This is a genomic window from Streptomyces nidicola, from assembly GCF_050106155.1.
Taxonomy (GTDB): domain Bacteria; phylum Actinomycetota; class Actinomycetes; order Streptomycetales; family Streptomycetaceae; genus Streptomyces.
On the sequence record NZ_JBNBPI010000001.1, the window covers coordinates 1,775,031 to 1,794,184 of the forward strand.

Here is a 19,154-nt window from a genome sequence, read left to right on the forward strand (position 1 = left end):
GCACAGGAGTCCCCGGATCACAGGAAGGGACCAACCCCACTTTGGTGGCCCGCATGAACCGGCTGCCGGTGGTCACCCGCACCCAGCGCGGCTGGCTGATCCTGCTCGGGTTGCTCCTCATGTTCGACATGGGTGACCTGAATACGTTCGCCTATGCCGCGCCCGCGATCCGCGAGCAATGGGGCCTGTCCGTCGGGGACGTGGGTGTCGTCACCTCCGCGGCCTTCCTCGGCATGTTCGTGGGTTCCGCGGCGGGCGGCTGGCTCGCCGACAGATACGGCCGCAAGCGGACCATCATCGGTGCCGTCTTCTTCTACTCGGCGTTCTCCCTGGCCTCGGCGGGCGCCGTCGGCATGGCCGATCTGACCGCGTACCGGGTCCTCACCGGCGTGGGCCTGCAGGCCATGGTGGCCGTGCTGATGACCTACGTGTCCGAGATGTATCCCCAGCACAGCCGCGGCCGCATCCAGTCGATCGGTCTCGCCGTCGGCCTGGCCGGCATCCCACTGATGGCCTGGTTCGCCCGCTTTGTGATTCCCACCCATCCATCGGCCTGGCGCTGGATCTTCGTGCTCGGCGCCGTCGGTGTCCTGGTCGGCGTGCTGGCCGTGAAACGACTGCCGGAGTCCGTGCGGTGGCTGGAAGCGCAAGGGCGCGCCGACGAGGCCCGGACGCTGATCGAACAGTTGGAGGCCGAGGCCCACCGAGCGACCGGCCGGGACCTTCCCGAGCCTCACGAGGAACCTGCCATGGCCCGGCCGCGGACCGCCGAACTCTTCGGGCCGGCCCTGCGGCGGCGCACGGTCGTCACCGCGCTGATGCTGTCGTTCCTCGCCGTCGGCTTCTACGGATTCAACTCCTGGGTGCCGACCCTCCTGGTGGAGCACGGTCTCAGCACTCAGGAGAGCCTGACCTACACGTCCGTCCTGTCCCTGGCCGCGGTACCCGGCGCCCTGCTCGCCTGGCCGTTCATCGACCGCTGGGAACGCAAGTACACCTTGTGGGCCGTCGAGACCCTGGTCGCCGTCGGCATCCTGGTCTTCGCCTTCACCGATTCCCAGGCCATGCTCCTGGCCAGCGGCCTCCTGGTGACGCTGCTGCTGCAGACCGGGAGTTCATTCGTCTACACCTACCTGCCGGAGAATTTTCCGACCCGGCTGCGGGGCACCGGCACGGGCTTCGTCAACGGCATCGGACGTCTCGCCGGGTTCGGCTCCAGCTTCCTGATCGCCGCGGTCTTCACCGGCCTCGGCTTCACGGCCGTCTTCGTCGTGACCGCCGGGGCCATGGTCGCCATGGGGCTCACCGTCGGCCTCTTCGGCGAACGCACCACCAACCGAAGCTTGGAAGACCTCACCGAAGCCCCCGCCGGCGCCACCCCGGCACCCACGAAGGAGCGCGCATGAGCACCCGTACCTTCCGCGAGCCCCAGCCGCCCGTCATCGCCGCCCCGTACTGGAGCGAGGAACGGGCAGCCGTCCAGGCCGAAGCCCGCCGCTTCGCGGCCGAGGAGATCCTGCCGGTGGCCGACGAACTCGACCCGCACAAGGCGGAGTTCCCCGCATCGCTGGTGGAGGGTTTGGCCAAGCAGGGCTACTTCGGTATCACCGTGCCCACCGAACTCGGCGGCATGGGACTCGGCGTTCTCGAATACTGCATGATTTCGGAGGAGTTGGCCCGCGCCTGGCTGAGCACCGCGAGCGTCATCGTGCGCGCCCAGGGTGCAATGGGCGTCAACGTCGCCGATCCGCAGCGGCGCCGGACGCTCATCGAACGCAGCGCACGGGGCGACTGGATCGGCGCCGCGGCGCTGTCCGAGCCGGAGGTCGGCTCCGACCTCGCCGCCGTACGGACCCGGGCGGAGCGGGACGGCAACGAATTCGTCATCTCCGGCGAGAAGCGCTGGTGCGGCAACGCGCTGGCCGCGGACTTCATCCAGGTCTTCTGCCGACTGGCCGATCCGGAGCCGGGCCAGTCCCGGGCCGCAGGCTTGGGCTCGATCCTGGTGGAGAAGGAACGCGGCTCCTTCCCGGCCGGGTTGACCGGTGTCCCCATCGACAAGATCGGCTATCACGGCTTCCGCACCTGGAACCTCACCTTCAACGGGCTGCGCGTCCCCACGGCCAACCGCGTCTTCCCGAAGCCGGCCGGGGACCTCACTCCCCTGACCGAGACCGAGGCCACCTCCACCGCGGGATTCAAGGCCGTGGAGGCCGAACTCAACACGGCCCGGGTACAGACCGCGGCGCGGGCCGTCGGCCTGGCCCGCGGGGCAGTCGAGGACACCCTCGCGTATCTGCAGGAGCGGGAGCAGTTCGGCCGCCCCATCGGCGACTTCCAATACCTGAGGTTCACCGTTGCCGAGATGGCCGCGCGGGTGGACCAGGCGCGGGCCTTCTACCAGCAGGTCGCCCACATGATCGACTCCGGTCTGCCGTGCCGGCGCGAGGCCGCCATGGTCAAGCTGACCGCGACCGAGATGGCCGCCGAGGTCACCGCCCAGGCGATCCAGCTGCACGGCGGCAACGGCTACACCACCGAGCGCCGCGTCGAGCGCTACTGGCGCGATGCCCGCCTCACCACGATCTTCGAGGGCACCAGCGAGATCCAGCGGAAGATCATCGCCGACCGGCTGCTACCCAAGAGCCCTCTCGGCTGACCCCTCACCGAGCCGCAGACGAACCGCTGACCCCGCACCGAGCCGCACACGAACCAGGGAGTACAGCCATGCACTCGTTCCCCCGCCCCCTGCCCGAACATCTGGACGCCGAACGGAGCCCGGTCGAGGGCTCCTGCCCCGAATGCGGGGCCCAGGCCCTCGCCACGTACCGGGTTCTCGGCAACGGCGGCTGGTGGGAGGTCCGCAAATGCCAACGGTGCCTCGCCTCCGCCGAGCGGCTGCCCGGCCCGCTGTTCGGCGCCTACACCCCGCTCGGCCTGTCCGTCACCGCACGCTCCTGACCTGCCCGACCCGAGGAAACCACCATGCTAGGAGTAGATGTCGGCGGCACGTTCACCGACGTAGTCGCCGTCCGGGACGGGCGGATACAGGTCACCAAGGTGCCGAGCGATCCCGGCAACCCGGCCGCACCGGTGGTGGCCGGCGCCGAGCGGCTGGGCGTCGAGGGCAGCGGGGTGTTCAACCACGCCAGCACCATGGGCCTCAACGCCGTGATCACCCGCCGACTGCCGAAGATCGCCTTCCTCACCACCGAGGGCCACCGGGACATCCTGGACCGCGGCCGGGTGTGGCGTCCCACCAAGGGCCAGACCGACCCCCGCTGGCGCCGCTCGTTCGGCGACGTCTCGAGGCCCCTCGTCCCCCGCTACCTGCGGCGCGGCCTGGCCGAGCGCACCCTCTCCGACGGCACGGTGCTGCTGCCGCTGGACGAGGAGCAGGTCCGCGCCCAACTGGCCGTGCTGGCACGGTGTCACGTCGAAGGTGTGGCGGTGTGCCTGCTCAACTCCTACGCCGCGCCCGCCCACGAGCAGCGCGTGCGTGAGCTGATCCATGAGGTGCTCGGTGACATCCCGGTCTCCCTCTCCTCCCAGACCTCACCGCTGGCCAAGGAGTACGCCCGCGGCTCGACCACCGTCATCGACGTGTTCATGAAGCTCATCTTCACCCAGTACGCGCACGAGCTCGACGCCGAGCTCCGCGCGGCCGGCTTCCAGGGCGAGCTGAATTTCGCCGACTGCGCGGCCACCCTGCTGCCGTGGCGGGAGGCTCTGGACAAGCCGCACCGTGTCGTCTTCGCCGGGCCCGCCGCCGGCACCTTCTCCAGCGTGCGTCTCGGCGCGGCCATCGGTGAGCACGACCTGCTCTGCGCCGACGTGGGCGGCACCTCCACAGACATCTCGCTCGTCGTCGACGGCGAGCCGTTCGTCGAGACCACCTTCGAGCTCGAACACGACCTCGTCATCAACGCGTTGTCCACGGAGATCTCCTCGGTCGGCGCGGGCGGCGGCAGTCTCGTGTCGATCTCCTCCTCGGGCGACGTGCAGGTCGGCCCCGGCAGCGCCGGCGCGGCCCCGGGCCCCGCGTGCTACGGCAGGGGCGGCGAACTGCCCACCGTGACCGACGCCTGTCTGCTCATGGGTGTCCTCTCCCCCTCCGGCCTCGCGGGCGGCGAACTGCGGCTCGACGAGAAGCTCGCCCGACGCGCCTTCGAGTCCCTCGACACGCCGCTGCAGCTGGAGGAGCGGGTCCGCTACGCGTACCGCATCGCGGTGGCGAACATCGCCGAGGAGATGACGAACGTCGCCGTCCGGCACGGAGTCGACCCGCGGGACTTCACCCTGGTCGCCTACGGGGCCGCGGGCGGCATGCTCCTCCCGGCGACGCTGGGACTGCTGCGCGCGAAGCGGGTCGTCATCCCGCCCAACCCCGGCCTGTTCTCCGCGATCGGGCTGCTGTCCACGGACCTCGTGCACTACGACAGCCGCAGCGCCTACACCGCCCTGACACCGGAGGCCGCCGATTCCGTCGGAGCCGTCTTCCAGGAGACCGAGCAGCGGCTGCGCGAGCGTGTCGGCGACGACGGCCGGCGCATCACCGTGAAGCGCACCTTCGACGGCCGCCTGATGGGCCAGCACTGGGAGACGCCCTTCGTCGACGTCCCGGACGGCCCCGTCACCGCGGAGACCGTGACGGCCATGGTCGACGCGTTCCACGACGCGTACGAGAAGCGCTACGGCAACCGGTTCCCCGACATGCCGGTGGAGGGTGTCACCTTCCGCGTCCAACTCACCGTGGAGAGCGAGAAGTTCGAGCACACCGAACTGCCCGCCGCGCCGGACGCCGAGGTCGTCGCGGACCGCACGATCGAGCTCCGGTACTTCGACGACACACCGCTGTCCGCCGCCGAGTACACCCGTGACCGTCTCCCGGTGGGCGCGCGGGTACACGGCCCCGCCATCATCCGCGAGGTCCTCTCCACCGTCCTCGTCTGCCCCGGTCAGGTGGCCGAGATCGGCCGCTTCGGCGAGATCTCCATCGAACTGGAGGAGAAGTGACCAGCACACTGCCCGGCGAGCAGCTCATCCGCGACCTGGACGGCGCCGCCTTCGAGTCCCGCTACCGCTGCGACCGGTTCACCGCCACTGTGCTCAGCAACCGCCTGGAGTACGTCGTCGAGCACATGTGCCGCCGGCTGCTGACCGCCGCGTTCTCCCCGATCCTGCGCGACTTCTACGACTTCGCGGCCGTGATCACGGGACCGGAGGAGATCGGCTACCCGACGGCGGCGATGAGCAACAGCCTGGTGCTGTTCACGGGCACCATGACGGACTCGGTACGGGTGTCGGTCCAGGAGTACGGCGAGGACCGCCTCGGCCCGGGCGATGTCATCGTCGCCAACGACCCGTACCGGACCGGCACACACGTCAACGACATGCTGTTCATCCGCCCGGTCTTCCACGAGGGCCGACTGCTGGCGTACGTGAGTCTCAAGGCGCACCAGCTCGACATGGGCGGCACCGTGCCCGGCGGCTTCAGCGTGATGAAGCACAACGTCTACGAGAACGGTCTGGTGCTCTCGCCCCGCGCCCTCCAGCTGGGCGGCGAACCGGTCCGGGAGACCTGGAACCTGATCTTCGACAACGTACGGTTCGGCGAGATCCTCCTCCCGGACATGCGCACCATCTGCGCCGAACTGGAGCTGGGCGAGCGACTGTTGAAGGAGAGCGCCGAACGCTACGGCACGCAGGCGCTGCACGGTGCGATGACCTATGTCTGCGACGCCTCCGCCGAACGCATGCGAGGGGGCCTGCTGGGCCTCCCGGACGGTGTCTACGAGGGCAGTGACCTGATGGACTGCGACGGCGTCGACGACTCGGAGTCGTATCGCGTCCAGGTGCGGGTGCACAAGCACGGCGGCCGGGTGGAGGTGGACTTCAGCGGCAGCTCCCGGCAGGCGAGGACGTGTGTCAACGCGACCCCGCTGGACGCCAAGACGAGCGTCGGTGTCGCCCTGAAGTACCTGCTGGATCCCGAAGGCCCTTTCACCTCGGGCCTGTTCGAGGACATCGACCTGGTGATCCCGGACGGCACGGTGGTCAGCGCGCTGCCGCCCGACGGCGCGGTGTTCGCCTTCTACGAGCAGAACCAGGTCGTCATGTCCGCCATGCTGCGGGCCCTGCAACACGCGGTGGGCCCGGCGGCGATGGCGGGCGACAGCGGGTGCACGGACATCCACAACGCCTCGGGGGTGCGTCCGGACGGCACACCGTGGCTGTCGGTCGCCGAATGCGGCGGCGAGGTCGGTCCCTTCGGCGCGAACATCCACGGCGACGCGGACAGCCAGATGCTCTCCTACCAGGCCAACGGCATCGCCGTCGCGGCGGAGACGGTCGAGCACTCGGCGCCCGTGGTGGTCCTGCGCCACGAGATCGTGCCGGACAGCGGTGGCCCGGGACTCCACCGGGGCGGTGCGGCTCTCGACCGGGACACCCTGTGGCGGCTGCCGGCACGGCACAACTTCATGTCGCTGCGCTACAAGCAGGCGCCCGGTTTCGGTGTCGTCGGCGGCGGTGACGGCCGCACCGGTGGGGTGTGGACCTGGGGCGGCTCGCCCGAGGAGTTCACCGGTTTCCCGCCGACGGGCCCGGATGCCTTCCGCGACGCCACCGCACTGGCCGGGGTCCTCGACCCGCACACCAACGCCCCCGACCCGGACGGCGAGTACGTGTTCCCGTTCCGCGTCCCGTACTGGGAGACCGCCGCCGGCACAGTCCTGCGCGTGCGCAACAACGGCGGGGGCGGCTGGGGCGATCCCCTGGAACGCGACGTCGAGAAGGTGAAGACGGACGTCCGGGACGGCTACGTAGGCCTCGCGGGCGCCGCCAGGGACTACGGCGTCGCCATCACCGGCGACCCGGACAACGACCCGGAGAACCTCACGGTCGACACCGACGAAACGGCGCGCCTGCGTGCCGAGATGGCGAGGAAGCAGCGATGACGCAGCGGTACGAACACTGGATCGGCGGCAAGCCCGTTCCCCCGGCGCGCGGGCGCTACCTGACGTCCACAAGACCGGTAGACGGCCAGGAGGTGGCGAAGATCCCCGCCGGCGACGCGTCCGACGTGGCCACGGCCGTCGCGGCGGCCGCGCAGGCGGGCCCCGGCTGGCGGGCCCGGCCGCCGATGGAGCGCGGCCGGCTGCTGATCGCGCTGGGCGCCGCCCTGCGTGAACGCGCGGAGGAGTTCATCGCGTTGGAGTCGGCGGAGACCGGAAAGCCGGACTGGCAGGCCCGGTTGGAGGTCGAGGGCGCGGCGGCGTACTGCGAGTTCTACGGCGGCCTGGTCAACATCGAGCAGGGCCACACCCTCGACGCCGGCCCCGGCACGCATGCCTTCACCCGCCGCGAACCGTACGGCGTCATCGGAGTCATCACACCGTGGAACTCCCCGCTGAACCAGTGCGTGCGTTCCGCCGCTCCCGCGCTGGCCATGGGCAACACCGTCGTGGTCAAGCCCTCGGAGTTCACCTCGGCCGGCTCGCTCACCCTGGCCCGCCTCGTCGGTGAAATCGGCTTCCCCGAGGGTGCATTCAATGTGGTGACCGGAACCGGCGAGGACGCGGGTGCCCCGCTGGCCGGACACCCGGACGTGCGCCGGGTGTCGTTCACCGGATCGGTGCGCGCGGGCCGCCTGGTCGGCCACATCGCCGCCGACAAGATCATGCCGGTCACCCTGGAACTGGGCGGGAAGGCCGCGAACATCGTCTTCGCCGACGCCGACCTGGACCGTGCCGTCGAGGGCTCGGTGCTGGCTTTCGCGTACAACACCGGTCAGGTGTGCTCTGCGGGCACCCGGCTGCTGGTCCACGAGAGCGTGCACGACCGACTCGTGGAGCAACTGGTGCCCAGAGTAAGGGAGTTCGGTGTCAGGCTTGGCCCGCTGACCACCGCGGACCAGTACGAGAAGGTGTGCCGGTACTTCGACATCGCGAAGGAGGACGGGGCGACCCTGGCCACCGGTGGCACGGGCCTCGGTGACAATCGGGTCGAGCCGACCGTCTACACGCAGGTGCGCGGCGACATGCGGATCGCCCGTGAGGAGATCTTCGGCCCCGTCCTGTCCGTCCTGTCGTTCCGCAGCGAGGACGAGGCGATCCGGCTCGCCAACGCCACCGACTACGGGCTGTCCGCAGGTGTGTGGACCCGGGACATCTCCCGAGCCCTGCGGGTCGCCGAGCGGTTGGAGGCCGGACAGGTCTACGTCAACGCCTGGCGCAGCTCACTGATCGAGACACCGTTCGGCGGCTACAAGCAAAGCGGCCACGGCCGGGAGAAGGGGCTTCAGGCCCTGCACGAATACACCCAGCTCAAGAGCGTCATCGTCACCTACTGAGCGCTCCCCGAGCGACGAGAAGAGGAGTGGACATGCCGACTTTCAAGGACAAGACCGTCATCGTGACCGGCGCCGCCAGCGGCTTCGGGCAGACCACAGCACACACCTTCGCGGAGGCCGGAGCGCGCGTGGTCGTCGCCGACATCGACGCGGACGGCGCGGCCCGCGTGGCGAAGGAACTGGAGCGGGCCGTCGCGGTGCGTACCGACGTCTCGGACGAGCAGTCCGTACGCGCCATGGTGGACACCGCGGTGCGCGAGTTCGGGGGCATCGACGTCCTGGTCAACAACGCCGGTGTGCCGCACCGGTCCATGCCCATGCTGGACCTGCCGGTCGAGGACGCCGACCGGATGTGGGCGGTCAACGTCCGCTCGGTGTTCCTGTGCTGCAAGTACGCGGTGCCGGTGATGCGGGAGCGGCCGGATTCCTCGGTGGTGAACGTGGCCTCGATCGGTGCACTGCGCCCGCGTCCCGGCATGACGGTCTACAACGCCAGCAAGGGCGCGGTCCTCACTCTCACCCGGGGCCTCGCCGCCGAACTGGCCCCGAACGTACGGGTCAACGCCGTCAACCCGGTGGTCGCCGAGACCGGCTTCGTCCAGGGCGCGCAGGGGGTGGACCGGATCCCCGACGACGTACGCGCCGCCATGGTCGCCGGCATCCCGATGGGCCGGACCGCCACCGTGCAGGACGTCGCCGACTCCATCCGCTACCTGGCCTCCCCCGAGGCGGGCTTCCTCACTGGCGTCTGCCTCGACGTGGACGGCGGGCGAAGCATCCAGTGACCGACAACACGAGAGGTGGCCCCTCGATGAGGCGGAGTCTTCTGGGAACGGTGCGACGATTCGTCCCGCTCGCCCTGGCAGCCCTGACCCTTGCCACGGTAGGAGGCGCGCCCGCGACGGCCGCCCCGCCCGCGCACCGGATGACGCTGGACTACGTCCAGGGTGTGGGGAATCCGGAGGACCTCGTGTCCGTCCCCGGCACCGACACCGTCATCGCCAGCGGCATGTCTGCCGACCCGCAGTCCGACTCCGCGTCCAGCGGGCATCTCTACGCGATCGACGCAGCGGCGCGCCACCCAGTGGAAGTGTGGCCCGAGGGCGCCCACGACACCGCCTGGGATCAACGCACCTATCCGGACTGCCCCGGCCCGCCGGACGAGACACGAGCGTCCCCGCACGGGATCAACATCGCGGCCGGGCCCGGCGGCGGAGCCACGCTGTACGTGGTGAACCACGGCGGCCGCGAGTCCGTGGAGGTCTTCGACGTCCGGCCCGGCAACGACGCAACAGACTTGAAACTGACCTGGAAGGGCTGTGTCGTGACACCGCCGGGGACCTACCCCAACGGCGTGGCACCGGTCCCCGGCACCCACGACCTGGTGGTCACCAACTTCTTCGACCCGGCGGCGCCGGATCCGTTCGAGGCGATGTTCAAGGGTGAGCCGACCGGTGACGTCCTGCGGTGGTCGCCGCGCCAGGGTTGGCGCACGCTGCCCGGCAGTCGGCTCGCGGGCCCCAACGGCGTCGAAGTGTCCCGTGACGGACGATGGGCGTTCGTCGCCGCCTGGGGAAACCGCGAGGTCCACCGCATCCCGCTTCAGGATCACCCCAGGCCCACAGCCCGCCGATCCGCCGTCCAGTTCCCCTTCATGCCGGACAACCTCCGCTGGGGGCGCGACGGACGGCTCCTCGTGACGGGACAGGACCTCACCTACACCGAGTTCCAGTCCTGCCAGGCCGGCGACCTGCCACGGTGCCCCGACGCGGGCTTCGACATCTACTCGCTCGCACCGCACTCGATGCGATCCCGCCTCACCTACGGGACCGGCACACGCGACTTCGGCATGGCGACGGTGGCCAACCCCGTCGGCGACGAGATCTGGCTCGGCAGCGTACGCGGCACCCGCATCGCCCGGCTGCACAGCAGCTGACCACTCCCCCCTTTCCGACCGTAGAGAGACAGACGGAGGCCTTCCATGGCAGCCACCCACCCGGCCGCCGGCCCGGGCACCGACTCGGCCGCCCGGTTCGCGAGCCGCTATGAGGGATACGGAGAGGAGGTCCATCTCACCGGCATCCAGGCCCTCGTCCGAGCCGTCGTCGAGCGCCGCCGCAGCGACCAGCGGGCCGGCCTCGACACGGCGGGCTTCGTCTCGGGCTACCCCGGCAGCCCGCTCGGCGGCATCGACATGGAGATCGAGAAGCAGGCCGGGACACTGGGCCCGCTCGGCATCGTGCACCAGCCCGGTGTCAACGAGGAGTTGGCCGCCACCGCCGTCCTCGGCTCCCAGTACGTCGAGGGCCGCGAGCAGGCCACCGTCACCGGGGTGACCGGCTGGTGGTACGGAAAGGCGCCGGGCCTGGACCGCGCCGCCGACGCGATCCGCCACGGCAACCACGCGGGCACCGGGCCGCACAGTGGTGCGGTGATGCTCGTCGGCGACGACCCCTCGTCGAAGTCGTCCACCCTCCCCAGCGCCTCCGAGTGGGCCCTGCACGACCTGATGCTGCCCATCCTCTTCCCTGGCACTGTGGGCGAGGTCCTCCCCTTCGCCCACCACGCCGTGGAGTTGTCCCGTGCCTGCGGGCTCTGGACCGCGATGAAGATCGTCACGGACGTGGCCGACGGCTCGGAGACCGTGGTCGTGGAGCCCGGCGGCCCGCCGCGGCTGCCGGCCAAGACCTACACACACCGGTCGGGCGGCCCCTTGATGCCGCCCATGACCCTGACGGCCGAGCAGAACATCCAGACGGAACGGCTGGAGATCGCCCGGCAGTACGGCCGCCTGAACCAGCTCAACCGGATCACCCTGCGCGCGGAACACGACTGGCTCGGCGTCGTGGCCCCGGGGAAGACCTACTTCACCTTGCTGCACGGCCTGGCCCGGCTCGGGGTGAGTGAGGCCGACCTGTCCCGGGCGGGTGTCCGACTGCTCAAGGTGGGCATGCCGTGGCCGCTGGACGGCGCCCAGATCAGGGAGTTCGCGCAGGGCCTGGACGAGGTGCTGGTCCTGGAGGAGAAGCGGGCCTTCCTTGAACTGCTGATCGCGCGCGAACTGACCGCACTGCCCGCGCCGCCACGACTGGTCGGCAAGACGGACGAGGAGGGCCGGGTCCTGGCCCCCTCCCACGGCACTCTCACGGCGCCCACCGTGGCCTCGCTGCTGCTCCGGCGCGCCGGCCGCAAGTCCGACCTCAAGCCTGCCCCGGAGCCGTCGAAGGACGGCTCCCTTGTCGGCCGGCCACTGCAACTGACGGCCCTCCCGGCGCGGACCCCGTACTTCTGCTCGGGCTGCCCGCACAACCGCTCGGCGCAGGTGCCGGACGGCACCCTGGTCGGCGCGGGCATCGGCTGCCATCTCATGGTCGCGGGGATGGACGAGCGGTTCGGCGAGATCACCAGCAGTACGCAGATGGGCGGCGAGGGCGCCCAGTGGACCGGCATGGCACCCTTCCTTCAGCCGGCCGCCCCGTTCGTGCAGAACATCGGCGACGGCACCTTCTTCCACTCCGGTCACCTGGCCCTGCGGCAGGCCATCACCTCCGGCGCCACCCTCACGTACAAGATCCTTTACAACACGGCGGTCGCCATGACCGGCGGCCAGACCCCGAGCGGCAGCGCGGACGTCGCCAACCTCACCCGGCTCCTGGAGGCCGAGGGTGTCGTCCGCACGATCGTCACGACTGACGCGCCGGGCCGCTACAAGCGCGTCCGCCTCGCCCGCAACGCCACTGTGTACGGGCGGGAGAAGCTACTCGAGGCCCAAGAGGAACTCACCACCGTGCCCGGGGTGACCGTGCTGATCCACGACCAGATCTGCACCGCGCAGAAGCGTCGGCTGCGCAAGCGGGACAAGGCGAAGCAGCCCGAAGCACTGGTCCACATCAACGAGCGGGTGTGCGAGGGCTGTGGTGACTGCGCGCGGCAGTCGAACTGCGTGTCCCTGCAACCGGTGGAGACCGAGTTCGGCCCGAAGACACGCATCCACCAGTCGTCCTGCAATCAGGACTATTCCTGCGTGGACGGCAACTGCCCGTCGTTCGTGTCGGTGACCGGTGGCGGAAGCCGCCCGGCGCCTGCCACACCGCCCGAACCGCCCGCCCTGCCTGCCGAACCCGCTCCCGACCGGATCGCGGCCGGCGAGGTGTTCACCGTGCGCATGGCCGGCATCGGCGGGACGGGCGTGGTCACCGTCAATCAGGTGCTGGCCGCGGCCGCCCTCGCCGACGGGCTGAAGTCCGCGGCGCTCGACCAGACCGGCACGGCGCAGAAGGGCGGCCCGGTCGTCTCCGACCTGCTGCTCGGCACGGATGTCCCCGCGGGCAACCGGGCGGACTCCTCGGGCTGCGATCTGCTGCTCGGCTTCGATCCCGTGGTCGCCCTGGCCGAACCGACCCGTGCCGCCGTCGCGAACGACCGCACCCGCGTCGTGATGAACACCGACGTCTCGCCCACCGGGGCGATGGTCAACGAGCCGCGCGAGGCCCCGGATTCGGTGCGCCGGATCCACGCGGCCATCGATGCGGCGTACGCCCCCGACCTGCTCGTCACCGTGCCGGCCGGCGCCATCGCCGAGGACCTGCTGAACAACTCCGTGCTGAGCAACGTGGTCGTACTCGGGGCCGCTTACCAGGCCGGCTGGCTACCGATCCCGGCCGAGCGGATCCGGGCGGCGTTCGAGCTGAACGGCGTGGCGGTGCGGGCCAACCACGAGGCGTTCGCCTGGGGACGGGCGTGGGTGGCCGAGCCGGACGCCGTGCGACGGGCCCTCGGCACACGAAGCGGACAGAACAGGTCCGTGAGCCCTGAGGTGGCGCGCCTGGTGCGGGACCTGAGCCTCCCGGACGACCTCGCGGACCGGACGCGTCGATGGGCGGACGAGCTGACTCGGTATCAAAATGTGAGCCTGGCCCGAGAGTTCCTCGTGGACCTCGACACGGTCTGGCGGGCCGAGCGCTCCGCCGCGCCGGGCAGCACCCGGCTCACCGCCGCGGTGGGCACACACCTCTACAAGCTGCTCGCCTACAAGGACGAGTACGAAGTGGCCCGGCTGCACCTGGACTTCCGTGACACGTTCCGCCGGTCCGGAGGCGGTGGCACTCTGCAGTTCCACTTGATGCCGCCCGTCTTCAAGGCCCTGGGCCGTACCCGGAAGATCCGGCTCGGCGAGCGGACGGCGTCGGCCGCCTTCACGACGCTTCGCGCCGCACGACGACTGCGCGGCACACCTCTGGACCCCTTCGGCCTCGACCGCATCCGACGCGCGGAACGCCAACTGATCGCCGAATACCGGGCCGTTGTGCCCGTGCTCCTCGACCGCCTGGCCCCCGAGTCCCTCGACGCCGCCGTCGCCATCGCCGAACTGCCGGACCTGGTCCGCGGATACGACGAGGTGAAGCTCGCCAACGTCGCGGAGTACCGGCAGCGGCTGGAGGGCGCGCTCGACGAATTCCGCTCCACGTACTCCCGAAAGGACGCTCCGGCATGACTTCAGGCACCGAAGGCCGCGACTCGACTCCCCTGCGGGTCACGGTGGTTCTCGGCGACGACTCCTCGCCGGAGGTCGTCCGTCCCACCATGGACCTGGTGAGCGCCGTCGCCCCGCGGATCGAGTGGGTCGAGGTCGACCCCGATGGCCTCGCCGCGGCCAGGGACGCCATCGACGCGAGCGCAGCCACTCTGTTCGGCGCCGCGAGCGGCCGCTGCGTACCGCTGCTGCGCTACCTGCGCTGGGGCAAGGGAACGTACGCGAACGTACGCCCCATCCGCCGGCTCCCCTCGACGGCCACTCCTCTCCGGGAGGCCGAGGGCATCGACTTCGTCATCGTCCGGGAGAACCTGGAGGACCTCTACATCGGCCTCGAAGGGCCCTGGTCCGACCTGGCACCGCTCGGTCTCGGCGACCGCCCCGAGCTCCCCCGACAGGCGGACACCGAGGGCCGGTTCGCCCTGAAGGCCGTCACCCCGGAAGGCGTCGAGAACGTCGCCAGGACGGCCTTCGGCATCGCACGACGGCGGGCACGGCAACGCGGGGACACGGCCCACCTCGTAGTGGGCACGAAGCACAATGTCCTCCCGGTGACCGACGGGTTGTTCCGTGACGTCACCTTGCGGGTGGCGGACGACTTCCCGGACGTGAAGGTGACCAGCTATCTGGCGGACGACCTCGCCCGCCGGATGGTCGTCGCGCCACAGGACCTCGACGTCGTCCTGCTCCCCAACCTGTACGGGGACATCCTGTCCGACCTGGCGGCGGGCCTCGTCGGCGGCCTCGGTGTCGCAGGCAGTGGCTGCTACGGCCGGCACTTCGCCTACTTCGAGCCCTCCCACGGCACGGCGCCCGACCTCACCGGCAAGGGGCTGATCAATCCGACGGCGCAGATCTTGTCCGCCGTCATGATGCTGGAACACCTGGGACTCACGGACGCCGCCGCCCGCTTGGACGCGGCGGTCGTCCGGGTCTACCGGGACGCGACGTCACTCACCGCCGACCAGGGCGGCTCCGCCTCGACGGAGGAGTTCGCAGCGGCGGTACGCGCGGGCTTGAACTGACGCGTGCCGGTTCGTCCGAAGGAAGGGGCAGCCCGGCCGGCACCCACCGTCAGCGCGCCGCGCCCAACACCGCCCACCACTGCTCCGCCAGCACATCGACCAGCTGCTCACGGTCGTGCGGAACACCGCACACGGCCGTGAAGTACATGGTCCTGTCGAGCTGGGCCATGAGCGTCAGGAGCCGGAGCCGCTCCTTGTCACGTTCCGCTCCTTCGGCGAACCGGTCCAGGTGGTTCGTCATGGAGTCCGCGGCCCGGCGCAGGCTCTCGTACCAGCGCTCGGCGACCCTGGGCTCAACGGCCAGCGCCTGCTCCATCGCCTCGAAACGCAGGCGGTCCCGCTGCCACCAGTCCGCGACATCCCGGGCCCAGTCGCGCGTGGTGGCCAGCGAGGTGTTGTCGGGAGCGTCCAGGCGGCGATAGGCCTCCAGCACATCGGGCTCTATGCGTTCCAGGAGCTCGATGACGACTTCAGCCTTGCTCGGGAAGTGCAGGTAGAAGGTGGCCCGGCTCGCTCCGGCGGCCGCCGCGATATTGGCGGCACTGGTCAACTGGTAGCCGCGCTCACGGAACGCGTCGAAGGCGGCCTCGACGAGACGCTCCCGCGTCAGGCGCTTCTGCGCCTCCCGGAGCGTCTCCCCTGTCGCCGAGCGCTGCGCCGCACGCGCGCCCGCACCCACGGACTCACTCATCGGCCGCGCCTGCCATCAGGCCGGAACCCCGTGACACCGGGCCGGGCAACCGCGCCCGACAGGGCAATTGGGCCGACTTCTGGTGTTCGGATCATGTCATCGAACTTACCACTGGACATCCATCTTTTTACTAGACACGTGTCCAGCGAAGTGGCATGGTGGCGCCCACCACACCGGCTCAGCCACCGGTCGGCAGAGCCGAGCACAGGAGGAATCCCATGAAGCTGGACGGAAAAGTCGCCTTCATCACCGGTGCCGCATCGGGGATCGGCGCCGCCACGGCGCGGCTCTTCGCCGCGGAGGGCGCGACGGTCGTCGGGGCGGACCTCTCCGCCGACAAGGTCGAGGAGTCCCTGTCCGGCGTCGCCAGGGCGAAGGGGATCGCTCTCGACGTCAGCGACAGTGCGGCGGTCAACGCCGCCTTCGACGAGGTCGAGCGCGAGCACGGACGGCTCGACGTCCTGATCAACGCCGCGGGCATCAACGCGCCCACCAAGGAAGCCAACGACCAGTTGGTCGAAGCCAACATCAAGGCGTTCGAGGCCGGGAAGCGGGGCGAGGCGTTCCACCCCGCCTTCCTCGCCGACACCACCGACGAGGACTTCGCCCGGGTCATCGCCGTCAATCTGACCGGGCCGTTCTACTGTCTGCGCGCGGCCGCTCCTCTGATGCGCAGGTCAGGTGGCGGCTCGATCGTCAACATCTCCAGCGTGGCCGCGCTCATCGGCGCCGCGATGCCGCTGTACTACCCGGCCTCCAAGGCCGGTGTGCTCGGCATGACCCGGGCCGCAGCTGGCGAACTGGCGCCGCACAACATCCGGGTCAACGCCATCGCCCCCGGCTCGGTCGACACTCCCCTGCTCAACGCCCAGCCGCCGGAGATCGTCGCCCAGCTCGTCTCCATGCAGCCCATCGCCCGCGCCGCCACACCGGACGAGCTCGCCCGCACGCTCCTGTTCCTGGCCTGCGACGACAGCGCGTACTACACCGGCCAGACCCTGTCGCCCTCCGGCGGCCTGCACATGTGATCAGGCGCCCGCACACCGACCCCAGCAGACCACCCCGCAAAGAGGCATCACTGTGATCAACGAAGACCACACCGCCCTGGACTCCGCCGCCCTGCGCCGGCTGCAGCAGGCCATCGAGGCCGACGTCGAGGCCGGGCGTTACGACGGCGCGAACATCATCGTCTCCCGCCACGGCGAGATCGGGCTGAACGCCGCCATCGGCTACGCCGACCGCCGGGCCGACCGTCCCTCCGCCGCCACGGACGTCTACCGCATCTTCTCGATGACGAAGGCGTTCACCAACGTGCTCGCCCTGCAGGCCATCGACCGCGGCCAACTCGCCCTGACCACAAGGGTCGTGGACGTCATACCCGAGTTCTTCGGCCGCGACCGCTTCCGTACCGCACGCAAGGACCGGGTCAACCTCGCCCACCTCTTCACGCACCGGGCGGGCCTCGTGACCACCCCCACCCCGCTGCCGTACGAGGAACTGGGCGACCTGGACAAGGTCATCGACGCGATCTGCCAGCTCGACGTCGTCGGCGAGCCGGGCACCACCCTCAACTACTCCCCCGCGCTCAACCACGCGCTCATGGCGGAGATGGTGCGCCGGAGCACCGGAGCCGATTCAGTACGGGAGTTGATGCAGCGCGAGATCTTCGAACCGCTGGGGATGGCCCGTACCGCACTGGGCGCCCCCAAGGCGTGGAGCGAGCACTACGTGCCGATCCGGGCGAGCTTCCCCGACGGCGGCTGGCTGTCTACCTCGGACATCGAGGTGATGGAGGACATCATCACCGAGGACGCCGAGATGCCGTGGGTGGGCGCCGTCTCCACCGTCGAGGACATCCACACCTTCGCGGAGATGCTCCGCCGACGCGGCGAGATCGACGACAGCCGTCTGCTGTCCCCCGCCATCCTCGACCTGGCCACCACCAACCAGACCGGCGATCTGCCCAACGACCTTTACCGAGGCCTCGCCGAGGCCCGTGGCTGGGATGTACCTCCGGGCAACTTCGGCCTCGGGTTCGCGCTGTCCGGCTCGGGCACCCACGCCTCCTTCTTCGGATCGACCACGAGCCCGCGCACACACGGCAACTACGGGGCCGGCACCACCCTGTTCTGGGTCGACCCGGAGCGTGACATGACCTTCGCCTGCCTCACGTCGGGAGTCATGGAGGAGAGCGAGAACCTGCTCCGCTTCCAGCGCCTCTCCACCCTCGCCGCCGCAGCCGCGATCTGAACCGGGAGACCACACATGACGCAGACCGTGAACCGTCCCGCTCCGCCCCCGGAGTTCGACCCGTACAGCGCCACCTACCTGCGCGACCCCGCAGCCGTCTTCCAGCGGGCACGCGAGGAAACTCCGGTGTTCTGGTACGAGCCGCTTGGCACCTGGATCGTCACCCGCCGCGCCGACGTCGACGCCGTCCTCATGGACTGGGAGACCTGGTCCTGCCAGGCCAACGGTGGGCGCCTGCCCGTTCCCGAGAAGTACGCCGACGTGGTGCCGCCCGAGCTGATCGCCGAGATCATGATCAGCATGGATCCGCCGAAGCACACGGCGGCCCGCAAGGTGGCGCAGCGCGGCTTCCTCAAGCCGGTCATCGAGGCACTCGCGCCCGAGATCGAGGCCAGGGCCCACCGCATCATCGACGGCTTCGCCCACCTCGGCGCGGCGGAACTGATGGAGACGTACTGCCTGGAGCTGACCACCCAGACCCTGATGGCGCTGCTCGGCCTCCCGGCCGAGGACGAGTCCCTGATGCGGCAGCTGCGGGACGATCACTTCCGGGTGCTGGCCAGCGGCCGCGAGCCGATGCGGGAGCCCGAGCACAGTGAGGTCTGGGAGCGCTACACCACGGCGCAATTGCGCCTGCGGCAGCTCGCGCAGGAACGCCGCGAGGGCACCGGCAAGGACATCATCACGTTGATGGCCACCGCCAAGGACCGGGAGGGCGACCCGGCCCTGTCGGTGGAGCGGATCGCCATGCACCTCACCGAGTTCGCGGCGGCCGGCACCGACACCACCGCCCAGGCCATGGCCAACGCGATCCTGTTCCTGTCCTCGGAGCAGGACCAACTCGCCGACGCCCAGGCCGATTCCGCGCTGTGGCCGCGTGTCTTCGAGGAGACCGTCCGCCGCCGCCCCTCGGCCCCGTTCGCCTCCCGGGTCGCTACCACCGACACACAGATCGCCGGAGTCACCATCCGCGAAGGCGAGATGGTCTGGCTGGCACTGGTGAGCGCCAACACCGACCCCGCGGGTGTCACCGATCCGCTGCGCTTCGACATCCACCGCGAGGACCCCGGCGAGCACTACGCGTTCACCAAGGGCCGGCACACCTGCCTGGGCGCACCGCTCGGCCGCACGCAGGGCGCCATCGGGCTACGCGTGGCCTACGAACGCCTCGCCGGCCTGCACGCCGTCCCGGACCAGCCCCAGGACTTCCTTCCGCTGGCGATGCTGCCCATCCGCCGCAGCCTCCAGGTCGCTTGGGACGGCCCCACCACCACACCTACCGATGAGTCCAGGGAGAGCTGA

General features: G+C 70.3%; 14 protein-coding genes. 13 read left to right on the forward strand and 1 reads right to left on the reverse strand.

The features are described from left to right. Positions 1-53: 53 nt before the first annotated feature. From ACOKM3_RS08340 to ACOKM3_RS08385, 10 genes are all read left to right on the forward strand, one after another. The gene (locus ACOKM3_RS08340; RefSeq protein WP_426898475.1) at positions 54-1,406 is read left to right on the forward strand and encodes an MFS transporter; all 1,353 of its coding nucleotides are present in this window, start codon (positions 54-56) and stop codon (positions 1,404-1,406) included. After that, positions 1,403-2,659, forward strand: a complete 1,257-nt coding sequence (locus tag ACOKM3_RS08345; RefSeq protein WP_426898477.1) for an acyl-CoA dehydrogenase family protein — start codon at positions 1,403-1,405, stop codon at positions 2,657-2,659. Before ACOKM3_RS08340 ends, ACOKM3_RS08345 begins: the two co-directional genes overlap by 4 nt. A gap of 68 nt (positions 2,660-2,727) precedes the next feature. Next, entirely contained in the window at positions 2,728-2,961 is a 234-nt protein-coding gene (locus tag ACOKM3_RS08350; protein ID WP_426898478.1) for a hypothetical protein, read from the forward strand. A gap of 24 nt (positions 2,962-2,985) precedes the next feature. Continuing rightward, positions 2,986-5,016 (forward strand): hydantoinase/oxoprolinase family protein, encoded by a 2,031-nt coding sequence (locus tag ACOKM3_RS08355; RefSeq protein ID WP_426898480.1) that lies wholly within the window; start codon positions 2,986-2,988, stop codon positions 5,014-5,016. After that, entirely contained in the window at positions 5,013-6,959 is a 1,947-nt protein-coding gene (locus ACOKM3_RS08360; RefSeq protein WP_426898481.1) for a hydantoinase B/oxoprolinase family protein, read from the forward strand. The genes ACOKM3_RS08355 and ACOKM3_RS08360 overlap by 4 nt, the downstream gene beginning before the upstream one ends. Next, a complete protein-coding gene (locus ACOKM3_RS08365; RefSeq protein ID WP_426898483.1) occupies positions 6,956-8,353 on the forward strand; it encodes an aldehyde dehydrogenase family protein in 1,398 nt (465 codons plus the stop codon). The genes ACOKM3_RS08360 and ACOKM3_RS08365 overlap by 4 nt, the downstream gene beginning before the upstream one ends. Positions 8,354-8,385: 32 nt before the next feature. Then, positions 8,386-9,138 carry an SDR family oxidoreductase gene (locus ACOKM3_RS08370; protein WP_426898484.1) on the forward strand — a complete coding sequence of 251 codons (753 nt, stop codon included), beginning with the start codon at positions 8,386-8,388 and terminating at the stop codon, positions 9,136-9,138. 50 nt (positions 9,139-9,188) lie between these two features. Further along, positions 9,189-10,289, forward strand: coding sequence for an SMP-30/gluconolactonase/LRE family protein (locus ACOKM3_RS08375; protein WP_426898486.1), 1,101 nt, complete (start codon positions 9,189-9,191; stop codon positions 10,287-10,289). A gap of 45 nt (positions 10,290-10,334) precedes the next feature. Then, positions 10,335-13,847, forward strand: coding sequence for an indolepyruvate ferredoxin oxidoreductase family protein (locus ACOKM3_RS08380; RefSeq protein ID WP_426898488.1), 3,513 nt, complete (start codon positions 10,335-10,337; stop codon positions 13,845-13,847). Continuing rightward, complete coding sequence (locus ACOKM3_RS08385; protein WP_426898490.1) at positions 13,844-14,911, forward strand: isocitrate/isopropylmalate family dehydrogenase; 1,068 nt, start codon at positions 13,844-13,846, stop codon at positions 14,909-14,911. The genes ACOKM3_RS08380 and ACOKM3_RS08385 overlap by 4 nt, the downstream gene beginning before the upstream one ends. A gap of 49 nt (positions 14,912-14,960) precedes the next feature. Here the strand turns inward: ACOKM3_RS08385 and ACOKM3_RS08390 are convergent, their stop codons facing one another. Further along, positions 14,961-15,602: a TetR/AcrR family transcriptional regulator gene (locus tag ACOKM3_RS08390; protein ID WP_426898491.1), complete on the reverse strand. Its 642-nt coding sequence runs from the start codon at positions 15,600-15,602 to the stop codon at positions 14,961-14,963. 218 nt (positions 15,603-15,820) lie between these two features. On the opposite strand from ACOKM3_RS08390, the gene ACOKM3_RS08395 reads away from it, so the two are divergent. From ACOKM3_RS08395 to ACOKM3_RS08405, 3 genes are read left to right on the forward strand one after another with little or no spacing between them, the layout of a single operon-like run. Next, positions 15,821-16,630: an SDR family NAD(P)-dependent oxidoreductase gene (locus ACOKM3_RS08395; protein ID WP_426898493.1), complete on the forward strand. Its 810-nt coding sequence runs from the start codon at positions 15,821-15,823 to the stop codon at positions 16,628-16,630. 52 nt (positions 16,631-16,682) lie between these two features. Beyond that, positions 16,683-17,852: a serine hydrolase domain-containing protein gene (locus ACOKM3_RS08400; RefSeq protein ID WP_426898495.1), complete on the forward strand. Its 1,170-nt coding sequence runs from the start codon at positions 16,683-16,685 to the stop codon at positions 17,850-17,852. Between the two features lie 15 nt (positions 17,853-17,867). Further along, positions 17,868-19,154, forward strand: coding sequence for a cytochrome P450 (locus ACOKM3_RS08405; RefSeq protein WP_426898497.1), 1,287 nt, complete (start codon positions 17,868-17,870; stop codon positions 19,152-19,154).

Coding starts and splice junctions, on each gene's coding strand:
- ACOKM3_RS08340 (WP_426898475.1), top strand. CDS start 54: ATGAACCGGCTGCCGGTGGTCACCCGCACCCAGCGCGGCTGGCTGATC.
- ACOKM3_RS08345 (WP_426898477.1), top strand. CDS start 1,403: ATGAGCACCCGTACCTTCCGCGAGCCCCAGCCGCCCGTCATCGCCGCC.
- ACOKM3_RS08350 (WP_426898478.1), top strand. CDS start 2,728: ATGCACTCGTTCCCCCGCCCCCTGCCCGAACATCTGGACGCCGAACGG.
- ACOKM3_RS08355 (WP_426898480.1), top strand. CDS start 2,986: ATGCTAGGAGTAGATGTCGGCGGCACGTTCACCGACGTAGTCGCCGTC.
- ACOKM3_RS08365 (WP_426898483.1), top strand. CDS start 6,956: ATGACGCAGCGGTACGAACACTGGATCGGCGGCAAGCCCGTTCCCCCG.
- ACOKM3_RS08370 (WP_426898484.1), top strand. CDS start 8,386: ATGCCGACTTTCAAGGACAAGACCGTCATCGTGACCGGCGCCGCCAGC.
- ACOKM3_RS08380 (WP_426898488.1), top strand. CDS start 10,335: ATGGCAGCCACCCACCCGGCCGCCGGCCCGGGCACCGACTCGGCCGCC.
- ACOKM3_RS08385 (WP_426898490.1), top strand. CDS start 13,844: ATGACTTCAGGCACCGAAGGCCGCGACTCGACTCCCCTGCGGGTCACG.
- ACOKM3_RS08390 (WP_426898491.1), bottom strand. CDS start 15,602: ATGAGTGAGTCCGTGGGTGCGGGCGCGCGTGCGGCGCAGCGCTCGGCG.
- ACOKM3_RS08395 (WP_426898493.1), top strand. CDS start 15,821: ATGAAGCTGGACGGAAAAGTCGCCTTCATCACCGGTGCCGCATCGGGG.
- ACOKM3_RS08405 (WP_426898497.1), top strand. CDS start 17,868: ATGACGCAGACCGTGAACCGTCCCGCTCCGCCCCCGGAGTTCGACCCG.